Here is a 21,486-nt window from a genome sequence, read left to right as displayed (position 1 = left end):
AGAAAGGACAAGATACGATGAAGCCCGGCTGGTCTGAAAAACTTGCGCGACCGGAAAAACATTCCGCCCCTCCCCATCCGTTGCATTCGTGCAAGAATACCGTTTTTTTTATGGTGCGTCCATGAGTCACCTTTCCGCCACAGCTCAGCCCCCCGGGCCTGTTCTGGCCATCGAATCTTCATGTGATGAGACCGCCTGCGCCATTCTCTCCCCCACGGGTGCCTGCCTTGCCCAGCGTGTTGTCTCGCAAGATGGGCATGCAGACTTTGGGGGCGTGGTGCCAGAGATTGCAGCACGCGCCCATCTGGCCCTCCTACCCGGTCTGGTCGAGGCCACGCTGGCCGATGCAGGGCTGAGCACAACAGATCTGGGTTTTGTAGCCGCCAGCACCGGGCCGGGGCTGATTGGCGGGCTGATCGTTGGCACAAGTTTTGCCAAGGGTCTGGCTCTAGCGCTCGATATTCCCTTTGTTGCCGTCAACCATGTAGAGGCCCATGCGCTCACCGCCCGCCTGCCCGGTATTGTGCCTGATGGCGCGCCTTTTCCCTACCTGCTGCTGCTGGTTTCGGGCGGGCACTGCCAGTGCATTGCTGTGGATGGTGTCGGCCATTACCGCAAACTGGGCGGCACCATAGACGATGCGGCGGGGGAGGCCTTTGACAAGGTTGCAAAAATGCTCGGCCTTGGCTGGCCCGGCGGCCCGGCACTGGAAAAACTGGCCCAACAGGGCAACCCCAACGCCATTCCCCTACCCCGCCCGCTCCTGCGCCGCCCCGGCTGCGATTTTTCGTTCTCCGGGCTTAAAACCGCCATTGCACAAAAACTGGCCCCTTTTGGTCAGGCCCCCCTACCCCACCAGTTTGCCGCCGATCTGGCAGCCTCCTTCCAGCAGGCTGTGGCCGATGTTGTGGCCGATCGCATCAACCATGCGCTGGACATGATGCCACAGGCCCGTCTGCTGGTCGCAGCGGGCGGGGTTGCGGCCAACACCGCCCTACGCACCCGGTTGGAAGAGGTTGCCCAGCAGCGCGGCCTGCGCTTTGCGGCTCCACCGCTCAAACTCTGCACTGACAATGCCGTCATGGTCGGTTGGGCAGCGCTTGAAACATGGCGGGAGAGTGCAGAGCGCGGCCTGCCCACCCCCAACAACACCACCCTGCGCCCCCGCCCGCGCTGGCCGCTTGAAGACATGGCCCAGCGCTTTGAACCCGGTCTGACCCAAGCATGAATTACCGCCACATCTACCACGCCGGCAATTTTGCCGACTGCATGAAGCACACGCTGCTGGTAAGCCTGCTCCAGCATTTTTTGCGCAAGGATTCGCCCTTTGTCGTGCTGGACACCCACGCAGGCATTGGCCGCTACGACCTTGAAAGCCCGGAGGCCGAAAAAACGGGCGAATACCACGATGGTATTGGCAAGCTCTGGGCAGAAGCGCCTGACAGCCCGCTTACCCCATGGCTGGAACTGGTACGCAAAGCCGGGGGGCCGCGCTTTTATCCCGGCTCGCCCCTGCTGGCCTCCCTTATGCTCCGCCCACAGGACCAGTTGATCTGCTGCGAAAAACACCCCGTGGACAAGCGCGCGCTCTACCGGCTTTTTGCAGGCCAGCCCAACATCAGTGTGCATGAGCGCGATGCGTATGAGAGCCTGCGCGCACTCCTCCCCCCCAAAACCGCCCGACGTGGCCTTGTGCTCATCGACCCTCCGTTTGAAGAACCCGGAGAGTTTGACCGCCTGGCTCAGGCGCTCCAGACCATTCACACCCGCTTTGCCGCAGGCATGATTGCAGTGTGGTACCCCATCAAGCACAGAACTCCGGTGCGCCAGTTCCACACCAATGTGGAGCAGGCAGGGTATCGCAATGTTCTGGTTGCCGAACTGCTGATGCGCCCACCCCATAACCCCGATGCCCTTAACGGCGCAGGTCTTTTGGTGATCAAACCGCCTTATGGTTTTGCCGAGCAGGCCAAGGCACAGCTCAACCGGCTGAAAACCGCCCTTGGTGCGTTTGAAGCCATCGTCAGTGAGCTTGTACCTGAATAAGCACAACAGCCTCCCCCTGCAACGCGCAGGGGGCAACCATGTCCCCTCGGGTCAGGCTGGGTGGCGTATGTCCTTGAGCAGGTTGTGCCACATATCGGTTGCAAAGCCCTGCACGCCTGCGGCCAAAATCTGCACACCAATACACAGCAGGACCAGAGCCGCCATACGGCTGACAATACGCGTGCCGGTCACGCCCAGCATGGCAACCAGTTTTTCGGAACTGGAATAAGCTGCCCACACGATCAGCACCACACCCACGGCAGCGGCGGTGGTGCCTGCCGTATAAGCCCAGAACGAATGCCCCGACGGACAGCCAGACCCCAGAGCAATAGCCACGGCAATAGTACCCGGCCCCACGGTAAAGGGCATGGCCAGCGGAAAAAACGCGGAATCTGCCCAGTTGGGGGCCATAACTGTACGCCCGCCCTGTAGGGCCTGTTTTTCCTTCTGCGCTTCCACGCTTTCCGGGCTTTGCAGCAGGTCCCATGCCCGCACGGCCACAACCAGACCGCCTGCAACGCGCAGCGCGTTCACGGTTACACCAAAAAACGCCAGTACAATCCCCCCCAGCCAGAGGGAGATGACCACAATCATAAAGGAGTAAAAAGAGACCAGCCGCGCAAGGGCCATAATCTCTTTTTGGGACCGCCCAGCAGATGCCTGCGCAAAAATAAGGGCCGCGCCAAACGGATTAACAATGGAAAAAAGTGCGGGAAAGGCCAGCAGAAAGGCCGAAACACCAGTCCGGACCATACTGCCGCTTAACAGAACCTCGGGAAGATGAACCGACATGACCCCGCCCAGCACTCCAACACCAAAAGCAGCCGCCCCAAACCGCTCAGAGAGGCACGTTGGGCGCGGTCTTGTTGTCCGTATATGTTTTCACAAACCGTGATACCAGAGCAATATCACCGGGCGGGTAGCACAGATGCGTCCTGCTACCATCCTCCAGCGGCCAGACGTTAAGCCCGATATCGTTATATATCCGGACAAAACTGTCCCCCACCTGCCAGAAAGCCAGCCGCAACCCCTGCTGCAGGGCCAGATCGCGCAGCCGCCAGATGGCGGAAATGCTGTCATCCTCGCCCCCCGCGGGGTCGCCCAGACCGATCAGCATGTTCTCACGGTGCGTAAAGGGAATAACAGCCTCGCCTGCCTCCCCTTCCACAAAGCCTTCGGGGTTCATGTCTGCAATGTCAGGCAGGGCGTGTTCGAGTGTTTTGTAATACTCGGCAATGTCCTGCGTCCATGGCTGGATGGGAATTCTGGCAGGCCACATCAGCCGGGCCAGCACCACCAGCGCCAGCAGCACAGCAAGGGCTACAGTCCAGCGCACGGCTCCATGCGTGGGGGAGGCAAGCATAAGCTGCCACCAGCTCCCCTCCCCCGCATTGCGGGTGGCCAAGGCAATAATGCAGCAAAAAAACAGCAGCAGACACAACAGGTTGGAAAGCGAGAGCGGCTCACTCAGCAACTTGGCATGGCGGTAATAACAGGTGCGGAAGGGCGCAATAAACAGCGCGGACAGCCCCAGCATGAACGGCACCAAAATGGTGTTGCCGCGCAAAAAGGTCATGACCGTTGCCAGCAGCAGCAGCCCCAGTGCACCGCGCCACGCCAGCGTCACCCGCTGCGAAAGGCCAATGGCAAGGCTGATAAGCGCCACCCCCATGAGCGAGAGCAGGTAGTTCCCCCCCACATGCACCAGCCCCGCAAACGTGTCTGGTAGCATGGAGAACTTGGGCACAGGCTCCATCAACACAAGGCAGAGCAGCAGCACGCCACAAAGAGTGACCGTACCTGTTGCCACAGCGACGGAAAAAGCCGCCTCGCTCTCACGCACGACCTGGCTGGGCCTGCGCCTGACAAGCTGCGCGTCCGTGCTCTGGCCGGGGTTCTTCTTTTTGGCAAGCGCTGCATCCCCACGCAGGAAAAGCTCATGCCCTGCAAACATGATGCCAGCCATAAAAAGGGGAATAATGTAGTAAAAAAGCCTGAAAATCAGGACGACACCCAAAATCTGGGGAGCGGGCATGTAAGGGCCGAGCGCCAGCAGCATGGCCCCGTCAAACACCCCCAGCCCACCGGGCACGCTGGCCACCAGCCCCGCCGTGTAAGACGCGATGTAAATAGCCAGAAAAGACCCGAAATCTACCCCACACCCTTTGGGCAGCAGCACAAACGCAATGCTGGCCGTTGCCGCAACCTCGGCCGCAGCAACCACGGTCTGCATGATGGCCATGCGAGGAGATGGGAGTGCAACCACCCATTTGCGGAACCGGAACTCACGCACCCAAAAGGCAAGCCCGACATACCCGGCCACCGCCAGCCACAAGAACCCACCCACACAGGCCAGAACCCACTGCGGCACACGGTGACCCACACCGGGCAGAACAGAGGGTTCCAGAATAAGCACCGCACCAATCAGGACTGCCGCACCAAGCAGATATGTTGCAGAGCAAAAGGCAATAATCTGGGTAATGGCAAAAGCATTAACGCCCCAGTTCCGGTACAGCCGATACCGCACCGCAGCGCCAGAAACCGCAGAAAATCCCAGATTATGCGACAACACATAAGAGCAGAAAGCCGCAAAAGCTGCTCTGCGGAACGGCAACTGCCCATACCCGACCTGAATAACGGCCAGCCGGTCATAAAAAGAGAGAATAAAGTAGGACAGCAGCGTGCAGCCAACCGCCACCCAGAGCTGGGAGGGGGGAATAGCCTCCATGGCCATGCGGATGTCGGCCATTTTAAGGTGTCGCAGCTCATGCTGCACCACCACAATGGCTGCCACCATCAACACCAGCCCGAGCAGATGGGGCAGATGCTTCAGCCTTTTTTTCCACCCCTTGCCCCCTTCATGGAGGTCCGGTTGCTGGCTGGGGGGCTGAGGCATCTGCGTCATCTGCGGCCAGACCCTGCTTAGACCTGCGTATCTCGCAGGAGGGCAGCGTCAATCAGGGCGATGGTCTCTGCCACGCCATACAGCGCAACAAACCCACCAAAACGTGGCCCTTCCTTTTGCCCCAGCAGCACTTCGTACAGGCAGCCAAACCAGCTTCTCAGCGGTTCAAATCCGTGCCTTTTGCCAATTTCAAACACCAGATTCTGCAAGGTGGAGGCATCCGCCGCCTCCCCTTCAAAACCCCGCAGGGTTTCGGCAAGGTCAACCAGTGCTGCGCGCTCCTTCTCATCAGGGGCACGGAAGGTTTTGGCAGGGCGCACAAAGTCCGCGTAATAGGCGATGGCGTGTTTGACCAGTTCCGCCAGCATGGGGTGCGTCTGGGGAGAGACAGCCGCATCGTAACGGCGGATAAAGCCCCACAGCACTTCGGGCGTGTCGGCATTGGCAACACTGGCAAGGTTGAGCAGCATGCCAAATGGCACCGGGCTGCCTGCATCCTGCGGCACACTCCCTTTGTGGATAAACCACGCAGGGTTGGCGCGCAGGTCATTGCCTGCCGGGTTTTCCACCTGCAATGCACGTGCCTTGTCGGCATGCGTCAGATAGTCGTCCGCCGTTTTGGGAATCACGTCAAAATACAGCCGTTTGGCGCGCTGGGGCTGGTTGAACATGAACTGGCCCAGACTTTCCGGCGGGGCGTAACGCAGCCATTCCTCCACCGACAGGCCATTGCCCTTGGACTTGGAGATTTTCTGCCCCTGCTCATCCAAAAACAGTTCGTATGTCAGGCCCGCAGGCGGCGTGCCGCCCAGAATTTTGCAGATACGGCCAGACAGGCGCACACTGTCGATCAAATCCTTGCCCGACATTTCGTAATCCACGCCAAGTGCATACCAGCGCATGGCCCAGTCGGCCTTCCACTGCATTTTGGCATGGCCACCCGTTACTGGTGTTTCAAACACCTCACCCGTGGTGGGGTCTGTCCAGCGCACGGTGCCTGCGACCGCGTCAATGGCGTCCATCTTAACCTGCATGACCTCCCCCGTGTGGGGGTGCAGCGGCAGAACGGGGGAATAGGTTGCCCGGCGGTCCGGCCCCAGTGTGGGCAGGATCACGGCCAGAATCTGGTCATGCACTTCCAGCACGCGCAGCAAAGCCGCATCAAACCGGCCGGACGTATAATACTGGGTGGACGACGCAAACTCGTATTCAAACCCGAAACTGTCGAGGAACGCGCACAGCCGCGCGTTGTTATGGGCCGCAAACGAGTCGTGCGTGCCAAACGGGTCCGGCACGCGGGAGAGCGGCTGGCCAATATATTTTTGCAGCATCTCACGCTGGGGCACGTTATCGGGCACCTTGCGCAGGGCGTCCATATCGTCCGAAAAAGCCAGCAGACGGGAAGGACGACCCGTAAGGGCGGTATAGGCCTGCCGCACCCAGGATGTGCGGGCGACCTCACCAAAGGTGCCGATATGGGGCAGGCCCGAGGGACCATACCCGGTTTCCAGCAGGGCCGGGCGCTCATCGGCGCCTGTGCTGCTACGCGTTGCAACGTGATCGGCCAGTTTGCGTGCCTCTTCAAAAGGCCACGCGCGCGGAAGATCGGAAGCGGATGCTGTTTGGCTGTCTGACATGCGCGGGAAGCTATGAATTGCACAGCACCCGGTCAATGCAAAAACGCGCAGGACACCCCCCTGAGTGTAATTTTTACGCCCATTGACCCCGCAAACACTCCGCTCCATCCTTTACCCGTATTCAAGAAGCCCAGAACAAGAAGGTCAAACCCGAGTCATGCGCCGCACTTCCGCACTCATCCTTATTGGTAACGAAATCCTTTCTGGCCGCACACGGGACGACAACATCCAGTTTCTGGCTCTACGACTGGGGGAGATGGGTATTCCACTGGTCGAAATCCGTGTCATTCCCGACATTCGCGCGACCATCGTCAACACGGTGACCGAGCTACGCGCCCGCTTTGACGAGGTGTTTACAACAGGTGGCATTGGCCCCACGCATGATGACATTACATCCCCCTGCGTGGCCGAAGCCTTTGGCGTGCCGTGGGAAATTCATCCCCCAACCTTTGCCGTGCTCGAAGAGCGCTTTGGGGCTGAAAACTTCAATACCGCGCGCCAGCGCATGGCCAAGCTGCCCAGAGGGGCTACCCCCATTGCCAACCCGGTATCCATTGCGCCGGGCTTTAGCATTGGCAATGTGCATGTGCTGGCCGGGGTCCCCCGAATCATGCGTGCCATGTTTGAGGAGCTGGCCCCAACCCTGCAAAAAGGCGCGCCCGTCTTTTCGCGCACATGGCACACGACATTACTGGGCGAAGGCGCTCTGGCAGATGGGCTGGAAGCCATTCAGGACCAGTTCAGCGATCTGGACCTTGGCTCCTACCCCTTCCACCGTGAGGATGGCCGCCATGGCGTGGCTCTGGTCGCCAAGGGGCAGGACATGCAGCGCGTCAATGCTGCGGCACAGGCTATTCATGACCTGCTCAACGCAAAAGGCGGCTCACCCGTGGAAGGTGAACCGCCTGCGTAACCCGACTGGCCAGCAAACGCTGGCCAACCGCACTCAAAAAAGTTCTGACAGAGTGGTCAGTGCAGGGCTTCACGCCCCATGGCCAAAAACTTCTCGCGCCGCAATTCCTTCAGCTTCCCCGGTGCCAATGGCAGCAGGTCCTTGAGCATTGTAGCCAGCACGCTACGCACACCATCCATGGCGGCAGCGGGGTCGCGCTGTGCACCGCCAACGGGTTCGGGAATAATCTGGTCAATCAGCCCAAGGCGTTTGAGGTCCTGAGCCGTCAGGCGCAGGGTTTCCGCCGCTGTGCTGGCCTGCTTGGGGTCACGCCACAAAATGGAGGCACAGGCCTCGGGCGAGATAACGGAATAAATGGCGTGTTCGAGCATAAGCACCCGATCACCCGCGCCCAGAGCCACCGCGCCACCAGACCCACCCTCGCCAATCACTGTCGCAATCAGGGGGACCGGGGCATCAAAACAGGTGGCGATGGAACGGGCAATGGCCTCGGCTTGCCCACGCTGTTCCGCATCAATACCGGGCCACGCACCTGCTGTGTCAATAAAGGTGAGAATCGGCATTTTAAACTGGCCAGCCATCTTCATCAGCCGCTGGGCCTTGCGGTAGCCTTCTGGTCTGGCCATGCCAAAGTTGTGCTGGAGCCGTGTTTCCAGATCCGAGCCACGCTCGGTCCCGATCACGACCACGGGCATGCCATCAAAACGGCCAATACCACCGATAATGGCCTTGTCATCACCAAACAGCCGGTCACCTGCCAACGGTGTAAAATCCGTTATCAGCCGACCAATATAGTCCTGCGTGTGCGGACGCTGGGCATGACGGGCCACCTGCACTTTCTGCCATGGCGTAAGCTTGGCGTAGATCGTGCGCAGGTGCTTTTCCGCCTTGTCAGAAAGGCGGGCCGTTTCTTCTTCAATGTTGACCCCTTCGGGGTCGGTCATCTGCCGCAGTTCGTCGATCTTGTTCTCAAGTTCGGCGACGGGCTTTTCAAAATCCAGGAACTGACGCATGAGCAAAGCCGATAGCACAATGGCGCTTAAAGCCAAGTCACTTCGTGCATCCAAATGTGTTCTGGACGTGCTTTTTAGCCTTCACCCCTCCGAATTCCCTGTTTGGGAGGTAGAAAGCGGGTGGTGTTCAGCCACAGCACGCTGCAATCGCTCGGTCTGCACATGCGTGTAAATCTGGGTGGTCGCAATGTCCGCATGCCCCAGCAGCATTTGCAGCGCCCGCAGGTCCGCCCCATGCGCGAGCAGATGGGTGGCAAAGGAATGACGTAGCACATGAGGGGAGAGGCGCTCAGGCTCCAACCCGGCCTTGCGCCCAATATCATGCAAAATCCGGTCAAAAGCCTGCCGGGTCATGGCGCGCTGGGGGTCACGCCCGGGGAAAAGATACGGGCTCCCAAGCCCCGCATCCGCAGCAACAAGGGCTTGCGCGGCAAGGCGCGCACTATCAGACAAAGGTACAAGCCGCTCCCGCCCGCCTTTACCCCGGACACTGAGCATACGCTGGTCCCCCGCCAGAGCCTGCCGCGGTAACGCCAGCAGCTCGGAAATACGCAACCCCGACGCATACAGCAGTTCCAGCGCAGCCCGCCCCACCAGCGCACGGCGCGTTTTGGCGGCCGAGGCTCCCTCTGGCTCCTCGCAGGCATCGAGCAGCGCCAGCACCTCCGATTCGGATAAAAACCGTGGCAGGGATTGCTCCGCCCGTGGCGAATCGAGATGCTCTGCCGGGTTATCTGCCCGCAGGCCCTCACGCAGCAAAAACAGATAAAACTGCCTGATACAGGACAGACGGCGCGCAACGGTCCGGCGCGACTGCCCCTGAGCGGACAGATCTGCCAGCCAGCCCCGCAAATCTTCGGTCCCGGCTGTGCGCAGGCTCTGCCCTGCTAGGGCGAGACTATGCGTGCAGGATTCGAGGTCGGCCTGATACGCAGCCAGCGTATTGGGCGCGGCGGCACGTTCAGCCGCCTGCATCTCCAAAAAAAGCTCTACGCTGCCTTCCGTCCCGCTCACGGGTGGGCGGGGGCCGGTCCCGTGGGAGCAACGCTGATCTGGGCCGGAGCCGCAGGCACAACGGGTGTTACAACCGGTGCAGCGGGGGGCGGAGGTACGGCAACAGACGGGGTTGCCGCCACTACATCCGCAGCAAATGGCAGGTCACGGTGTACCTGCTGCTGCACAGGTGGCCGACCGGTCAGCCCCAGAGCGGCAAAGCCCCCCACGGCACCAAGCACAACAACGGCAAAAACAATCAGAACCGTACGGCTCATACAGGCAGGCTCCCCTAACAACAGATATAGGTGTGTTCTTTCTGCTCTATGTTAAGCTAGGCTTTATGTCATCACGTATCTCCTCCCCCCCCCAACCAACCGACCCACCACCCATCCCGCTTGACCTGGAGCGGATTGTCCGCACCCCCGGCAGCAACGGCATGACGTCAGGCCGCAGTATTGTGCTGGTCGGGCTGATGGGAGCGGGCAAAACCACCGTTGGCCGCCACCTTGCCACCAGACTCGGCCTGCCCTTTGTTGACGCCGATGTGGAGATCGAACGGGCGGCAGGCTGCTCCATTGCCGATGTGTTCGAACTCTATGGCGAAAGTGCGTTCCGTGATGGTGAGCGCAGGGTCATCCGCCGCCTGCTTGAAGGCCCACCCATGGTACTGGCCACGGGGGGCGGTGCCTTCATGGATTCCCAGACCCGTGCGCTGGTACGCAGGCAGGCAGTTTCGGTCTGGCTGCGCTGCCCGCTGCCCGTCCTGCTCCGCCGTGTGGCCGGGCGCACCCACCGCCCCCTGCTCAACACCGCATCTCCACGGGATGTGCTGGACAGGCTGATGACCATACGCCACCCGGTTTATGCCGAAGCCGAGATTATAGTCGATTGTGGAGACAACAACGTGGAACACACCACAACCCGCGTTATGGAAGCGCTTGCCCTGTCCCGCCGCCCGCTGCGGCTTCCCGTCTCTTTGGACAGAGCGTCCTATGATGTGGTGATCGGCACGGACCTGCTTGCGCGCGCAGGCGGTCTTTTGGCTCCTGTGCTCCCCCAGAAAAACGCCATAATCATCACCGACAGCACGGTCGCCCCGCTTTACCTGAAAACGCTTGAGGATTCGCTGCACGATACAGGCGTGCGCACCCGCAGCCTGCGCGTAACACCGGGCGAGCAGAGCAAGTGCCTGACCGTTTACCAGCATCTGACCGATGCCATTCTGGAACAGGGAGTGGAGCGGCGCACCAGCATTATCGCTCTTGGCGGGGGAGTCGTGGGCGATCTGGCCGGGTTTGTCGCCGCCACCACATTGCGCGGTCTGCCCTTTATACAAATCCCGACCACCCTGCTCTCGCAGGTCGATTCCTCCGTGGGTGGCAAAACCGGCATTAACACACGCTGGGGCAAAAACCTGCTTGGAGCCTTCCATCAACCCCTGTGCGTGCTTGCCGATGTGACAACACTTGGTACCCTCCCCCGGCGCGAGCTGGTCGCGGGCTATGCCGAGATTGTCAAATCCGGGCTGATCGGTGACCCGGCTCTATTTGACTGGTGCGAAAAACACGGTGCCGACGTGCTGGACCAAGCCCCCGAGGCACTGGCCGAAGCGGTACGGCAGGCATGCGCCTTCAAGGCCCGCGTGGTCGCCGCAGACGAACGCGAGGAGCAAAAAAGCAACGGCCGCGCCCTGCTCAACCTTGGGCACACTTTTGGTCACGCGCTGGAAGCAGAGCTCGGCTACGATGGTCGCCTGCTGCATGGCGAGGCCGTATCCATCGGGCTGCATCTGGCATTTGCGCTATCGGTCAGGCTCGGGCTGTGCCCGGTGGAAGATCAAATCCGCGTGACACGTCATCTGGAGAGTCTGGGCATGCCGGCCCATATTCACGAACTGCCCCAGACTTTTGATGTGGAGGCTCTGATGGCCCACATGCAGCGCGACAAGAAGATGCAGGACGGTCGTCTGTCCTTTGTACTGGTGCACGGAATCGGTCGCGCCTTTACCACGCAGGACGTTCCTGCTGATGCGGTAAGGGAAGTTCTGATTGCCGATGGCGCACGGGGGTGATTTGCAGGGGGGCATGCACTTTATTTTTGGGGCGTTGCAAATTTGCAACCCAGCCTCAATTCCGCCTTATTCTGGCGCGAGAGCATGCCTCACATCTGCTATTGCAGAGCTATTGGACGCAGTAAATGACGCAACAACATGCCGCATGCAGTCAGTTCATGTTCATGCTGCAAAATGATCTGTTGCAACTAAATCACTGCTGTGTCTTTTAGTCGACAAGAGTATGAGTGATGTGCTTGAAGCCACTCAGGGCTTCAGTTATCGCTCTATACGATTTTTTGGTGCATTGGGTGGTCAGTTACGCCAGTAATTGGTAGAACAGCGTCACCTAAATGAAATATTGAGGGCAAAAAATGCGTCTCCGCACGGCGTTACTCGTAACAACCCTGATGGCAGCGGCTCCGGCGGCCGCATCTGCCACCACCATCACCGGCCCGTATGTCGACCTTGGCGGCGGCTACGACCTGACCCAGACCCAGCACTTCAAAACCAACGGTGGCGATGGCGATATCGATCGCAACAAAGTTGGCCACAAGAGCGGCTGGACCGGTTACGGCTCCGTCGGCTGGGGCTTTGGCAACGGCCTGCGCGCTGAAGTTGAAGGCACCTACCTGCGCTCCAACCTGAGCGGCAACACGGGCAACGATGGCGTCCGCAACAAAGGCAAGGATTCGTCCTACGGCGGTTTCATCAACGCGCTGTATGACTTCGATCTGGCCAAGTTCGGCATCAACAATGTGCCTGTCACTCCGTTCATCGGCGTTGGCGCTGGCTACCTGTGGACGCAGGAACACCACAGCTTCACATACGGCGGTGACTCTACTGCTGGCTACCGTGGCACAAAGGGTGGCTTTGCTTACCAGGCCATTGTTGGTGCAGCATTCGACACGGGCATCCCTGGCTTCCAGGTAACCGCGCAGTACCGCATGATCGGTCAGCCGGGCACCTTCCGTAACGGCCAGTTCCGTGACGAATCCTACGATCCGGCAGCTCGCGACACCAGCGTTGACCATCGCTTCAACCACCTGTTCATGGTTGGCCTGCGTTATGCGTTCGACACGGCTCCCCCGCCCCCGCCGCCGGCTGCTCCGATCGTGGCTGCTCCTGCTCCGCTGCCCGCACGTTCCTACCTCGTGTTCTTCGATTGGGACAAATCTGTCCTGAGCGCACGTGCACGTCAGATCGTGGCTGAAGCTGCTCAGGCTTCCACCCACGTGCAGACCACCCGCATTGAAGTTAACGGTTACACCGATAACTCCGCTGCACACCCCGGCCCGCGCGGCGAAAAGTACAATCTGGGCCTGTCCCTGCATCGTGCTGAAAGCGTGAAGGCTGAACTGATCCATGACGGTGTTCCGGCTGCTGCCATCGACATCCATGGTTACGGTGAAGCTCACCCGCTGGTCCCGACCGGCCCGAACACCCGCGAACCGCAGAACCGCCGCGTGGAAATCATCCTCCACTAATCGGTCTGCTCCGGGTTGCTTCGGAACAGAAAAGGGAGGTGCCTTCGGGCACCTCTTTTTTTATGTGCAGCACACATGTGCAAACAGGCTGCCACAAGCAAAAATACTCTCACAGCCCAAGCTCAGCCTGTAAAAGTTAATAAAACCTATTTTTTATACCTTATATAAAGCTGACTCCAAGAAGAGTTGGCACATGTTTTGTATTCGCAAACAAAAACATCTGGCGGACACTGCCCCTCACCTCACTAGCAAGGCGTAGTTTCAGGCCCCGCAGGCTGTTGCAAACAGAACACAGTTTCTGGCAAACCGCCCCAGCTTTTCCCCCGAGCAGCACAGCCTCTACCGCGTTAAAAGCACAATGGGCGCCACCTACTCCGCACCCACTTTTTCATGCTAGATAAAAGACCTCAACAGCATGGAAGGACGCGTACAAAAGCGCGCCTTGCGTTTTAGGTCTTGCCCAGATTCTGTTTTTCTGACCTTTGCACACTCATGCGCCTTACTCCTCCATCCATTGCTCCGCACCGTCTGCTGCGCTTTTTAAAATTTGGCGTTGTCGGCAGTCTTGGTTTTATCTGGGATACAGGTGCGGTTTATGGGCTGCGCCCCTTCATCGGGCTGACGGCAGCCACTCTGATCGCCTATTTTTTTGCGGCGACACTCAACTGGATTCTCAACCGCTTGTGGACGTTCCGTGGCATGGGCCACCACGACCACCCCGTTTTGCAATGGCTACGATTCCTCTCGGCTAACAGCCTTGGCTTTTTTCTTAACCGTGGAACGGTTTACACACTGTTTTACGCATTTCCGCTGTGCATCCGGCACCCGGTTATAGCACTTGCGGCTGGCAGTTTTGCGGGGCTGATCGCCAATTTCAAACTCAGCCAGAAGATGGTTTTCCGCACAAAACCCCCATCCTCCGCGCTTGATCTGGCCGAAATGACGGTGGAGATATCCCCCACCGACCACACCCATGATGCAGGGCCATAATCCTGCCCTCTTTCAGAGATGCACGGGGTGCGCTACATTTACCAACAGATTAAGAGAATACCGCGCGATCACCCGGCCTTGAGCATCGCCCTGCGCTGTGTGGCAAGGTGTGGCGCGCCCAACCAGTTTTCAGGACTTTGCTGCCTCACGCCATGCTGACAACAAATGAAATCCGCACCGCTTTTCTGGACTATTTTGCCAGCAAGGGCCATCAGATCGTCCCCTCCTCGTCCCTCGTGCCGAGCAATGACCCGACCCTGCTGTTTACCAACGCAGGCATGGTCCAGTTCAAAAACGTGTTTACAGGGCAGGAAACGCGCCCCTATTCACGCGCGACAACCGCGCAGAAAGTGGTCCGCGCAGGCGGCAAACACAATGATCTGGACAATGTAGGCTACACAGCCCGGCACCATACATTTTTTGAAATGATGGGGAATTTCTCCTTTGGGGATTACTTCAAGCCACTGGCCATAGAGCTGGCATGGAACCTGATTACCAAAGGGTTTGGCCTCCACAAGGACAAGCTGCTCGTCACTGTCTATGCCGAGGACGAGGAAGCGGCCGGTCTGTGGCGCTCCATTGCCGGGCTTGATGACAGCCGTATTATTCGCATCCCCACCTCCGACAACTTCTGGCGGATGGGTGATACGGGCCCCTGCGGCCCCTGTTCCGAAATTTTTTATGATCACGGCCCCGATGTCCCCGGTGGCCCCCCCGGCTCACCTGATGAGGATGGCGACCGGTTTGTCGAAATCTGGAACCTTGTGTTCATGCAGTATTTCGAGGACCCGCCGGGCACCCGCTCCCCCCTGCCACGCCCCTCCATTGATACGGGGCTGGGGCTGGAACGCTTTGCCGCCATCATGCAGGGCAAGCGCGACAACTATGATACCGACACATTTGTCTCGCTCATCAACGCCTCATCGGACCTGACACATCAGGCTGTGGATGGCCCCTTCAAGGCCAGCCACCGCGTTGTGGCTGACCATCTGCGCTCCACCGCATTCCTGATCGCTGATGGCGTTCTGCCCGCCAAGGATGGCCGTGGGTATGTGCTGCGCCGGATCATGCGCCGCGCCATGCGCCATTTGCACATGATGGGTACAACCGACCCTGTTTTTTACAAGCTGCTGCCCGCACTCATTCAGCAGATGGGTACTGCCTACCCCGAACTGGTGCAGGGTGAAGCCCTGATCCGCGAAACCATGCGTGGTGAGGAAGAACGCTTCAAAGCCATGCTCGACCGTGGCCTGCACCTGTTGGACGACGAAAAAAGCAAGCTTGCCTCGGGCGCACCGCTCCCCGGTGACGTGGCCTTCCGCCTGTATGACACATTCGGCTTTCCGCTGGACCTGACGCAGGACGCCCTGCGCGGCAGCGGGCATGATGTGGACGTCAAAGGCTTTGACGACGCCATGGCCATCCAGCGCCAGCGTGCGCGTGCGGCATGGACCGGCTCTGGTGATACCGCGGTTGAAACTGTCTGGTTTGAAGCCCGTGACAAATTCGGGGCATCCGAATTCCTGGGCTATTCCACCGAACAGGCCGATGGTGAGGTTCTGGGCATTATCGCAGGCAATGCGTTTGTGCCAGAAGCCACAATCGGTCAGGATGTTGCCATCCTGCTCAACCAGACCCCCTTTTACGGCGAAAGTGGTGGTCAGGCCGGGGATACAGGCTTTTTGAGCGCCAAGGGGCTTAAAGTCGCTATCCGCGATACGCAGAAAAAGGCGGGAGACCTGATCGTACATTACGGCACAGTGACCGAAGGTACGCTCAAGCCCGGCATGGCTGTCACCGCTACTGTGGACCATGACCGCCGCTCGGCCATTCGTGCACACCACTCTGCCACCCACCTGCTGCATGAGGCCATGCGCCGCCGCCTTGGTGCGCATGTGGCACAGAAAGGCAGCCTGAACACACCAGACCGCCTGCGCTTTGACGTCAGCCAGCCCCGCCCCATTACGGCGGAAGAACTGGCCGACATAGAAGCCGAGGTCAACCACCGCATCCGCCAGAATGCGGCTGTAACCACCCGCTCCATGACCCCGGAAGAAGCCATTGCCGAAGGGGCGACCGCCCTGTTTGGCGAAAAATATGGTGACGAGGTCCGCGTTGTGGCGATGGGTCCGGCGGAAGATGGCAAGGGAGCGTGGTCCATGGAACTGTGTGGTGGCACGCATGTCAGCCGCACGGGGGATATTGGCCAGTTCCGCATTGTCGCCGAAAACGGTGTTTCCGCCGGTGTGCGGCGTATTGAAGCCGTAGCCGGCAAGGCAGCCGAAACCCTGACGGCCACAAACGAACAAAGACTGCTCCAGCTCGCCAGCATGATGAAGGTCAGCGTTGCCGAAGCACCCGAACGTCTGGCAACCCTGCTGGAAGAACGGCGTGCCATGGAGCGCCAGATTGCCAACCTGCAACGCCAGATGGCGACCGGCAGCGTTGCCGCCGCCGGGGTGGAAAAAGTGGGGGCCGCAAGTCTGGCCGCGCGCAACGTGGGTGAAACACCTGCGCGCGAACTCAAGGGGCTGGCCGAAACCATTCTCAAGCAGGGCGAGGCCAATGTGGTGGTCCTGATCTCCTGCACCGAGGGCAAAGGGAGCGTTGTTGCAGCCGTAGCCCCTACCCTGACAGACAAGGTAGATGCTGTAGCACTGGTCAAGGCAGCCAGCATTGCCATGGGCGGCAAGGGCGGTGGTGGCCGTGCTGACATGGCGCAGGCCGGTGGACCGGATGGCCAGGCGGCCGATGCCGCATTTGCCGCCGTGCGTGACGTGCTTAAAAACACTGTCTGACACATCCGGCCATAAACCCAAGCGCGGAATGGGGGCGTGCGTCCCTGTTCTGCCGCTTCCTCTTGGTCTGCTTTTGGCGTAAGGATTGCGTTATGTCTTTACTTGAATCCCTTAAACTTGTTGTGTCGCGCCCCCACCCGGAAGCGCGCCCTTTTCTGCTGGCCTCGGGTGCAGCATCTGTTGTGTCTTACCTGCTTGGCCGCAAGCTGCGATGCCCCAAGCTGCGCCTGCTTGGCCATGCCAGCACAGGTTTTTTTGGCTTCTGCCTCTATTTTTTCCGCGATCCGGAACGGGTAACACCTGCACGCAGTGACGTCGCGGTGGCCCCTGCCGATGGTCATATTGTCTCCATCGAAAAAATTGCCCCTCCCGCCGAACTGGGCATGGGGGAAACCCCCGTATGGCGGATTGCCACCTTCCTGTCCGTGCTGGATGTGCACGTTAACCGCATGCCTGCCGCCGGGACCGTAACCCGCATTGCCTACCACCCCGGCCTGTTCCTGAACGCCAGTCTGGACAAGGCCTCCGAGCAGAATGAGCGTAATGCCCTTAGCCTGACCCTGCCCGATGGCCGCATGCTTGCCGTGGTGCAGATTGCAGGGCTGGTTGCACGCCGCATTGTCTGCTCCGTAAGCGAAGGCATGCAGATGGAAGCAGGCGAACGCTTTGGCCTTATCCGCTTTGGCTCACGTACTGACCTGTACCTGCCACCGGGTGTGGAGCCGCTTGTAGCCGTCGGCCAGACCATGGTGGGTGGTGAAACCGTTATGGCCCGTCTCTGATAAGACCGTGACACTCCCTGCCCCCATATCCCCTCCGCCGCAGACCAAAGACGCCCAGCAGCCCCCACGCCGCCGCAAGCGGCGTGTGCGCAACAAGAGCCGTGGCCCCTCCTTTAACCGCCTGATCCCCAATATTCTGACAATGCTGGGGCTTTGCGCGGGGCTGACCGGCATGCGCTTTGCTATTGAAGGGCGCTTTCAGGCCGCAGCGGCGGCTCTGCTTATTTCCGCGTTCATAGACGGGCTGGATGGCCGCATTGCGCGCATGCTGCGTGGTGCTACGCGGTTTGGCGCGGAGTTTGACAGTCTTTCAGACTTTTTGTGCTTTGGGGTTGCCCCTTCCTTTTTGCTGTATTTCTGGGCGATCAAGGACAGCAATCGGTACGCGTTCCTACCCTGCCTGCTGTTTACGGTGTGCATGGCGCTCAGACTGGCACGTTTTAACGCCAATCTGGATGGTGAGGAACTCAAGCCCAAATACGCCAGCAACTTTTTTACGGGCGTACCGGCCCCCGCAGGGGCGGGTCTGGCTCTTTTCCCTCTTTTTCTGGGGCTGGAGGCGCAAAAGCTGGGCATCGACTGGCTGTATAACCTGACCCGCCTGCCCTGGCTGCCAGACTTTACACTAACCAGTACCGCGTTGCTGCTGGTCTCTACCCTGCCGGTCTGGTCGTTCAAGAACTTCAAGGTCCCTGCGCAGTTTGTGCTGCCGCTTATGCTGGGAACGGGCATTTACGCCGTTATTCTAGTCGCGGACCCATGGGCAGCGCTCGCTACGGCAGGCATTATTTACATGGTGCTGCTGCCACTCAGCCGCCGCAGCTTTCTTAAACTGAAAAAAGCTGCGGAAGATTTGCAAAAGGATGATACCGAAACGCCCTCAACCCCTTGAGGGCGTTTCCTTTTCCTTGCCCTGTGCGGCACTGCCCAGCAAAGCGCAAAGGCCGTTGAGAATCTCCTGCGGGCTAGGCGGGCAGCCAGCAATGGCCAGATCGACGGAAACCCTGCGCTCCAGCCCCCCCATAACGGCATAATTTTCGCCAAACAGTCCGCCATCAAGTGCGCAGGCGCCAACGCTGATAAGACCTTTGGGGTCTGGCATGGCCTCCCACGCAGCCTGCAAAACCGGTGCCATGGTGCGCGTAAGCGGGCCTGTAACCAGCAGCACATCGGCGGAACGCGGGGACGTTACAAACCCGAAGCCCGCACCCTGCATATCATACGGCAGGCAGGTCATGGCCTGTAGCTCCATGCCACAGCCACCACACCCCCCAGTATCCACATGAAACAGCAGCAAAGGCCAACGTGGGCCAAGGGGTTTGCGTTTTTGCCTCCCCTTCCAGAACGCCGTATCCATAACCGCACGGATCAGCCCCATGGCAGTTCTGCCGTATGCGTGTTCATATGCATTCTCCTAGCCATCCAGCGCTGCTGCATTCACACCCAGTGAGCACGCCAGTAGCTCTACATCTTCTGCCGCATGGGTGGGCAATACCTGCTCAAACACCAGCAGGGCGGCGGTTTCGGGTTTGCGGCAGAATGCTTCTGCCACACGACCATGCGCCAGACGTACCCAGTACAGCACCCCGCCCCATGGCCCCTCTACCAGACCTGTGCCCTCCCCATCCTGCACGGACAGGGTATGATTGGCCGCAGGTGCAAGGCCAATACGGGCGGACGCCAGATCGAGTATCCGCAGGCTTTCCTCCACCTCGTCCAGCAGAAGGAGCGCGCGGTCTTCCGCCGTACCGCCCTGCCTGCCCGATGTGTAGCGCCACAGCCCGTCATATGCGGGCATAATGCGCCTGCCATCGCAATCCCACCCTGCGGCGCGGGCAACGGGCCCATCAAGTCCTATACGTTCCAGATCATCGGCCTGCACCTGCCCCACCCCAGCCAGCAACGCGGAAAGACCGGGGTATTCGCGCCATAACAGCACCAGTTGGGGGTAGGCCTGCTGCCCTATCTCGTACAGTTGTGTGCAGAGCTGCGCCATCTGCGCCGTCTCCCGCACGGACAGACCGCCGGGTATGCACACATCCATCAACAACCGCGACCCGGTTACGGGTGCTGCCTCGGCCACCAGTTTTTCACGCAGGGCCATGCAGTGCGACGCCACAAGATGCGCCCCCGCCAGCCGCGCCAGTGCTGCAAGCGTGTAAAGATGCTGGAACAGGCGCTCCATTTCCAGCAGAGCGACCCTGAGCAATGCAATTTCGGCCCCCACACTCTGACCACAGGCATTTTCCACCGCCAGACAGAAGGCGACCTGATGGGCAACCGAACACCCAGCCGCAACGCGAGCACTCAGGCGGCAGACATCCTCCACCCGCGCATGGCGCGCACGTGCGGCAACCCCACGATGGGCATACCCCGTCTGTGTTTCACCACAGGCGACTAAAGAGCCGGACAGAACGAGCCGCGTATAAAACGGCGGAGCCAGACCACCCGTGGCCGGTCCGCGCCCATCGACCCGGCCCTTGGCGGCACTCATGGCATCGGATGGCTGGAAGCTCACAAGCCCCTTGTGTTGCCCGCCGCGCCCGGGGGCCGCGGACAAAGGGGCGGTTGCGGACCAGACGTCATGGTCTAGCAGGGGGCGTACATCCACCGCCCACATGGCCTCTGCGCCATACAGGTCGTAAATCGTACGCTCATACAGGCTGGAGGCAACCCGTGCAGGGGAGAGAGCCGGGTAGCGCCCGCCCTCCAGCGCCAGTGTGGCGGCAAGCGGGTAGCCATCGGGGAGGAACAGGGCATGCACGTCCACCCCATCGCACCACAGGCCGACAAAGGGCAGATCATCATGCCTGAGCAGATCCACCATGTCCCGCCAGGCCAGTTCATCCAGCCGGAAGCGCCATGGCGTGTCCGTCTGCTCCCCAGCCTGAATATGGGCGACAACATCCATCAGAACGCTCCGAGCATCATGGCCAGCGGCACCAGAAAACCCATGACCGTAAGAACAGAGCATGCCACACGCCCGGCTGTATCCTCCGGCCAGAACAGGCGCGCCGCCTCGCGGTCAGGTACGGCGCGCAGCACGGCGGCCAAAATGCCGCATACGGTCAGCACCGCCACAGACCACGACCAGTCGGTCATGACGGAAAGCAGAAGCAGGCACCCCACAAACGGCGCACCGGGGGGGAAGCACGCCAGAACATTTATCGCCCAGCCACGCCCGCTACGGTTCCCCCCGGCCAGACACCACCCGCACAGGAACAGCAGAGCCGCAACATCCGCCTCCACCCCCACCGCCATAAGCGCCAGCGCTGATGGAAAGGTACGGAACAGCCTTTGTCTGTCGCGCGAGCGGCCTGCGCAGGCCGTTAGCCAGACCGAGACAAGCCCCGCCGCCACCAAAGCCATTTCAAACGCCATACCGCCATGCCCGCGCAAACGCATGGCCAGCAGAATGGACGCACCCGCAAAGGGGAGGAACAGAAAGCTATCGTTCTCATCACGCCAGAACTGACCAAACGGGGCCAGCCCGGTTAAAATGACAAGGCCGCAGGCCATCATCAGGCCCGACACAACGCTCCCCTGCGGCAACAACAGACCGGAGAGCACAAGCACCGTCCCCACCGAGCCGGTGCGGATCAGCCCCCACCCGGTTTTGGCCTGCCCGGCAGGGCGGGTGAAAACAAAAACACCCCACGCCAGTGCCAGTTCCAGAATACCCAGCCCCACCGCAGGCTCGGGGGCAACGCAGGCAAGCCCCGCCAGCGCAGTACACACATGTGGCAGGCTGCGGAGCAGGCGGTCTGGCTGAATGCCGTTTTCCAGCACCATAAGCAGCAGGCCAAACGCCAGCATAACGCGGCCAGCCCGTTGCACCGGGTCATCATCCCAGCCACTGCCCCCCCCCC

General features: G+C 60.2%; 18 protein-coding genes. 9 read left to right on the top strand and 9 right to left on the bottom strand.

What is annotated here, in order from left to right:
• Nucleotides 1-121: 121 nt before the first annotated feature.
• Both tsaD and HK26_RS02875 read left to right on the top strand, forming a co-directional pair.
• On the top strand, nt 122-1,228 hold the full coding sequence (gene tsaD, locus HK26_RS02880; RefSeq protein ID WP_086638417.1) for a tRNA (adenosine(37)-N6)-threonylcarbamoyltransferase complex transferase subunit TsaD: 1,107 nt from the start codon (nt 122-124) through the stop codon (nt 1,226-1,228).
• Nucleotides 1,225-2,046 (top strand): 23S rRNA (adenine(2030)-N(6))-methyltransferase RlmJ, encoded by an 822-nt coding sequence (locus HK26_RS02875; RefSeq protein WP_086638416.1) that lies wholly within the window; start codon nt 1,225-1,227, stop codon nt 2,044-2,046. The genes tsaD and HK26_RS02875 overlap by 4 nt, the downstream gene beginning before the upstream one ends.
• Nucleotides 2,047-2,097: 51 nt before the next feature.
• On the opposite strand, the gene HK26_RS02870 is transcribed toward HK26_RS02875, so the two are convergent.
• The 3 genes from HK26_RS02870 to HK26_RS02860 are packed head-to-tail and all read right to left on the bottom strand — an operon-like array spanning nt 2,098 to nt 6,588.
• A complete protein-coding gene (locus HK26_RS02870; RefSeq protein ID WP_086638415.1) occupies nt 2,098-2,838 on the bottom strand; it encodes a MarC family protein in 741 nt (246 codons plus the stop codon).
• 46 nt (nt 2,839-2,884) lie between these two features.
• Nucleotides 2,885-4,951 carry a lysylphosphatidylglycerol synthase domain-containing protein gene (locus tag HK26_RS02865; protein ID WP_257640833.1) on the bottom strand — a complete coding sequence of 689 codons (2,067 nt, stop codon included), beginning with the start codon at nt 4,949-4,951 and terminating at the stop codon, nt 2,885-2,887.
• Between the two features lie 17 nt (nt 4,952-4,968).
• Nucleotides 4,969-6,588: a lysine--tRNA ligase gene (locus tag HK26_RS02860; RefSeq protein WP_086638702.1), complete on the bottom strand. Its 1,620-nt coding sequence runs from the start codon at nt 6,586-6,588 to the stop codon at nt 4,969-4,971.
• A gap of 157 nt (nt 6,589-6,745) precedes the next feature.
• Between HK26_RS02860 and HK26_RS02855 the strand changes: the two genes are divergently transcribed.
• Nucleotides 6,746-7,501, top strand: a complete 756-nt coding sequence (locus HK26_RS02855) for a competence/damage-inducible protein A (RefSeq protein ID WP_086638414.1) — start codon at nt 6,746-6,748, stop codon at nt 7,499-7,501.
• Nucleotides 7,502-7,557: 56 nt separating this feature from the next.
• Here the strand turns inward: HK26_RS02855 and HK26_RS02850 are convergent, their stop codons facing one another.
• From HK26_RS02850 to HK26_RS02840, 3 genes are all read right to left on the bottom strand, one after another.
• On the bottom strand, nt 7,558-8,514 hold the full coding sequence (locus tag HK26_RS02850; protein ID WP_086638701.1) for an acetyl-CoA carboxylase carboxyltransferase subunit alpha: 957 nt from the start codon (nt 8,512-8,514) through the stop codon (nt 7,558-7,560).
• Between the two features lie 81 nt (nt 8,515-8,595).
• Nucleotides 8,596-9,528, bottom strand: coding sequence for a tyrosine recombinase (locus HK26_RS02845; protein WP_086638413.1), 933 nt, complete (start codon nt 9,526-9,528; stop codon nt 8,596-8,598).
• Complete coding sequence (locus HK26_RS02840) at nt 9,525-9,785, bottom strand: hypothetical protein (RefSeq protein ID WP_086638700.1); 261 nt, start codon at nt 9,783-9,785, stop codon at nt 9,525-9,527. The genes HK26_RS02845 and HK26_RS02840 overlap by 4 nt, the downstream gene beginning before the upstream one ends.
• 65 nt (nt 9,786-9,850) lie before the next feature.
• Between HK26_RS02840 and aroB the strand changes: the two genes are divergently transcribed.
• The 6 genes from aroB to HK26_RS02810 all read left to right on the top strand — a co-directional run bounded on the left by aroB (nt 9,851) and on the right by HK26_RS02810 (nt 18,509).
• Nucleotides 9,851-11,581 carry a 3-dehydroquinate synthase gene (gene aroB, locus HK26_RS02835; protein WP_086638699.1) on the top strand — a complete coding sequence of 577 codons (1,731 nt, stop codon included), beginning with the start codon at nt 9,851-9,853 and terminating at the stop codon, nt 11,579-11,581.
• 353 nt (nt 11,582-11,934) lie between these two features.
• Nucleotides 11,935-13,047, top strand: coding sequence for an OmpA family protein (locus HK26_RS02830; RefSeq protein ID WP_086638412.1), 1,113 nt, complete (start codon nt 11,935-11,937; stop codon nt 13,045-13,047).
• 492 nt (nt 13,048-13,539) lie between these two features.
• Nucleotides 13,540-14,037 carry a GtrA family protein gene (locus HK26_RS02825; RefSeq protein WP_086638411.1) on the top strand — a complete coding sequence of 166 codons (498 nt, stop codon included), beginning with the start codon at nt 13,540-13,542 and terminating at the stop codon, nt 14,035-14,037.
• 152 nt (nt 14,038-14,189) lie between these two features.
• Nucleotides 14,190-16,835 carry an alanine--tRNA ligase gene (gene alaS, locus HK26_RS02820; protein WP_086638410.1) on the top strand — a complete coding sequence of 882 codons (2,646 nt, stop codon included), beginning with the start codon at nt 14,190-14,192 and terminating at the stop codon, nt 16,833-16,835.
• A 92-nt stretch (nt 16,836-16,927) separates the two neighbouring features.
• The gene (locus HK26_RS02815) at nt 16,928-17,617 is read left to right on the top strand and encodes a phosphatidylserine decarboxylase (RefSeq protein WP_025827232.1); all 690 of its coding nucleotides are present in this window, start codon (nt 16,928-16,930) and stop codon (nt 17,615-17,617) included.
• A 7-nt stretch (nt 17,618-17,624) separates the two neighbouring features.
• A complete protein-coding gene (locus HK26_RS02810) occupies nt 17,625-18,509 on the top strand; it encodes a CDP-alcohol phosphatidyltransferase family protein (protein WP_086638409.1) in 885 nt (294 codons plus the stop codon).
• Here the strand turns inward: HK26_RS02810 and HK26_RS02805 are convergent.
• The 3 genes from HK26_RS02805 to HK26_RS02795 all read right to left on the bottom strand — a co-directional run.
• On the bottom strand, nt 18,498-18,995 hold the full coding sequence (locus tag HK26_RS02805; protein WP_025827236.1) for an NADH-quinone oxidoreductase subunit B family protein: 498 nt from the start codon (nt 18,993-18,995) through the stop codon (nt 18,498-18,500). The genes HK26_RS02810 and HK26_RS02805 overlap by 12 nt on opposite strands.
• 36 nt (nt 18,996-19,031) lie before the next feature.
• Nucleotides 19,032-20,528 (bottom strand): NADH-quinone oxidoreductase subunit D-related protein, encoded by a 1,497-nt coding sequence (locus HK26_RS02800; protein WP_086638408.1) that lies wholly within the window; start codon nt 20,526-20,528, stop codon nt 19,032-19,034.
• Nucleotides 20,528-21,486, bottom strand: a 959-nt coding sequence (locus HK26_RS02795; RefSeq protein WP_143296279.1) for a hypothetical protein, incomplete at its 5' end; no start/stop codon positions are given. The genes HK26_RS02795 and HK26_RS02800, both read right to left, overlap by 1 nt.

Source organism: Acetobacter okinawensis, assembly GCF_002153655.1.
Classification (GTDB): Bacteria; Pseudomonadota; Alphaproteobacteria; order Acetobacterales; family Acetobacteraceae; genus Acetobacter; species Acetobacter okinawensis_A.
Note: the sequence above shows the minus strand (reverse complement) of the source record. Positions and strands in the feature narration are given on the sequence as shown.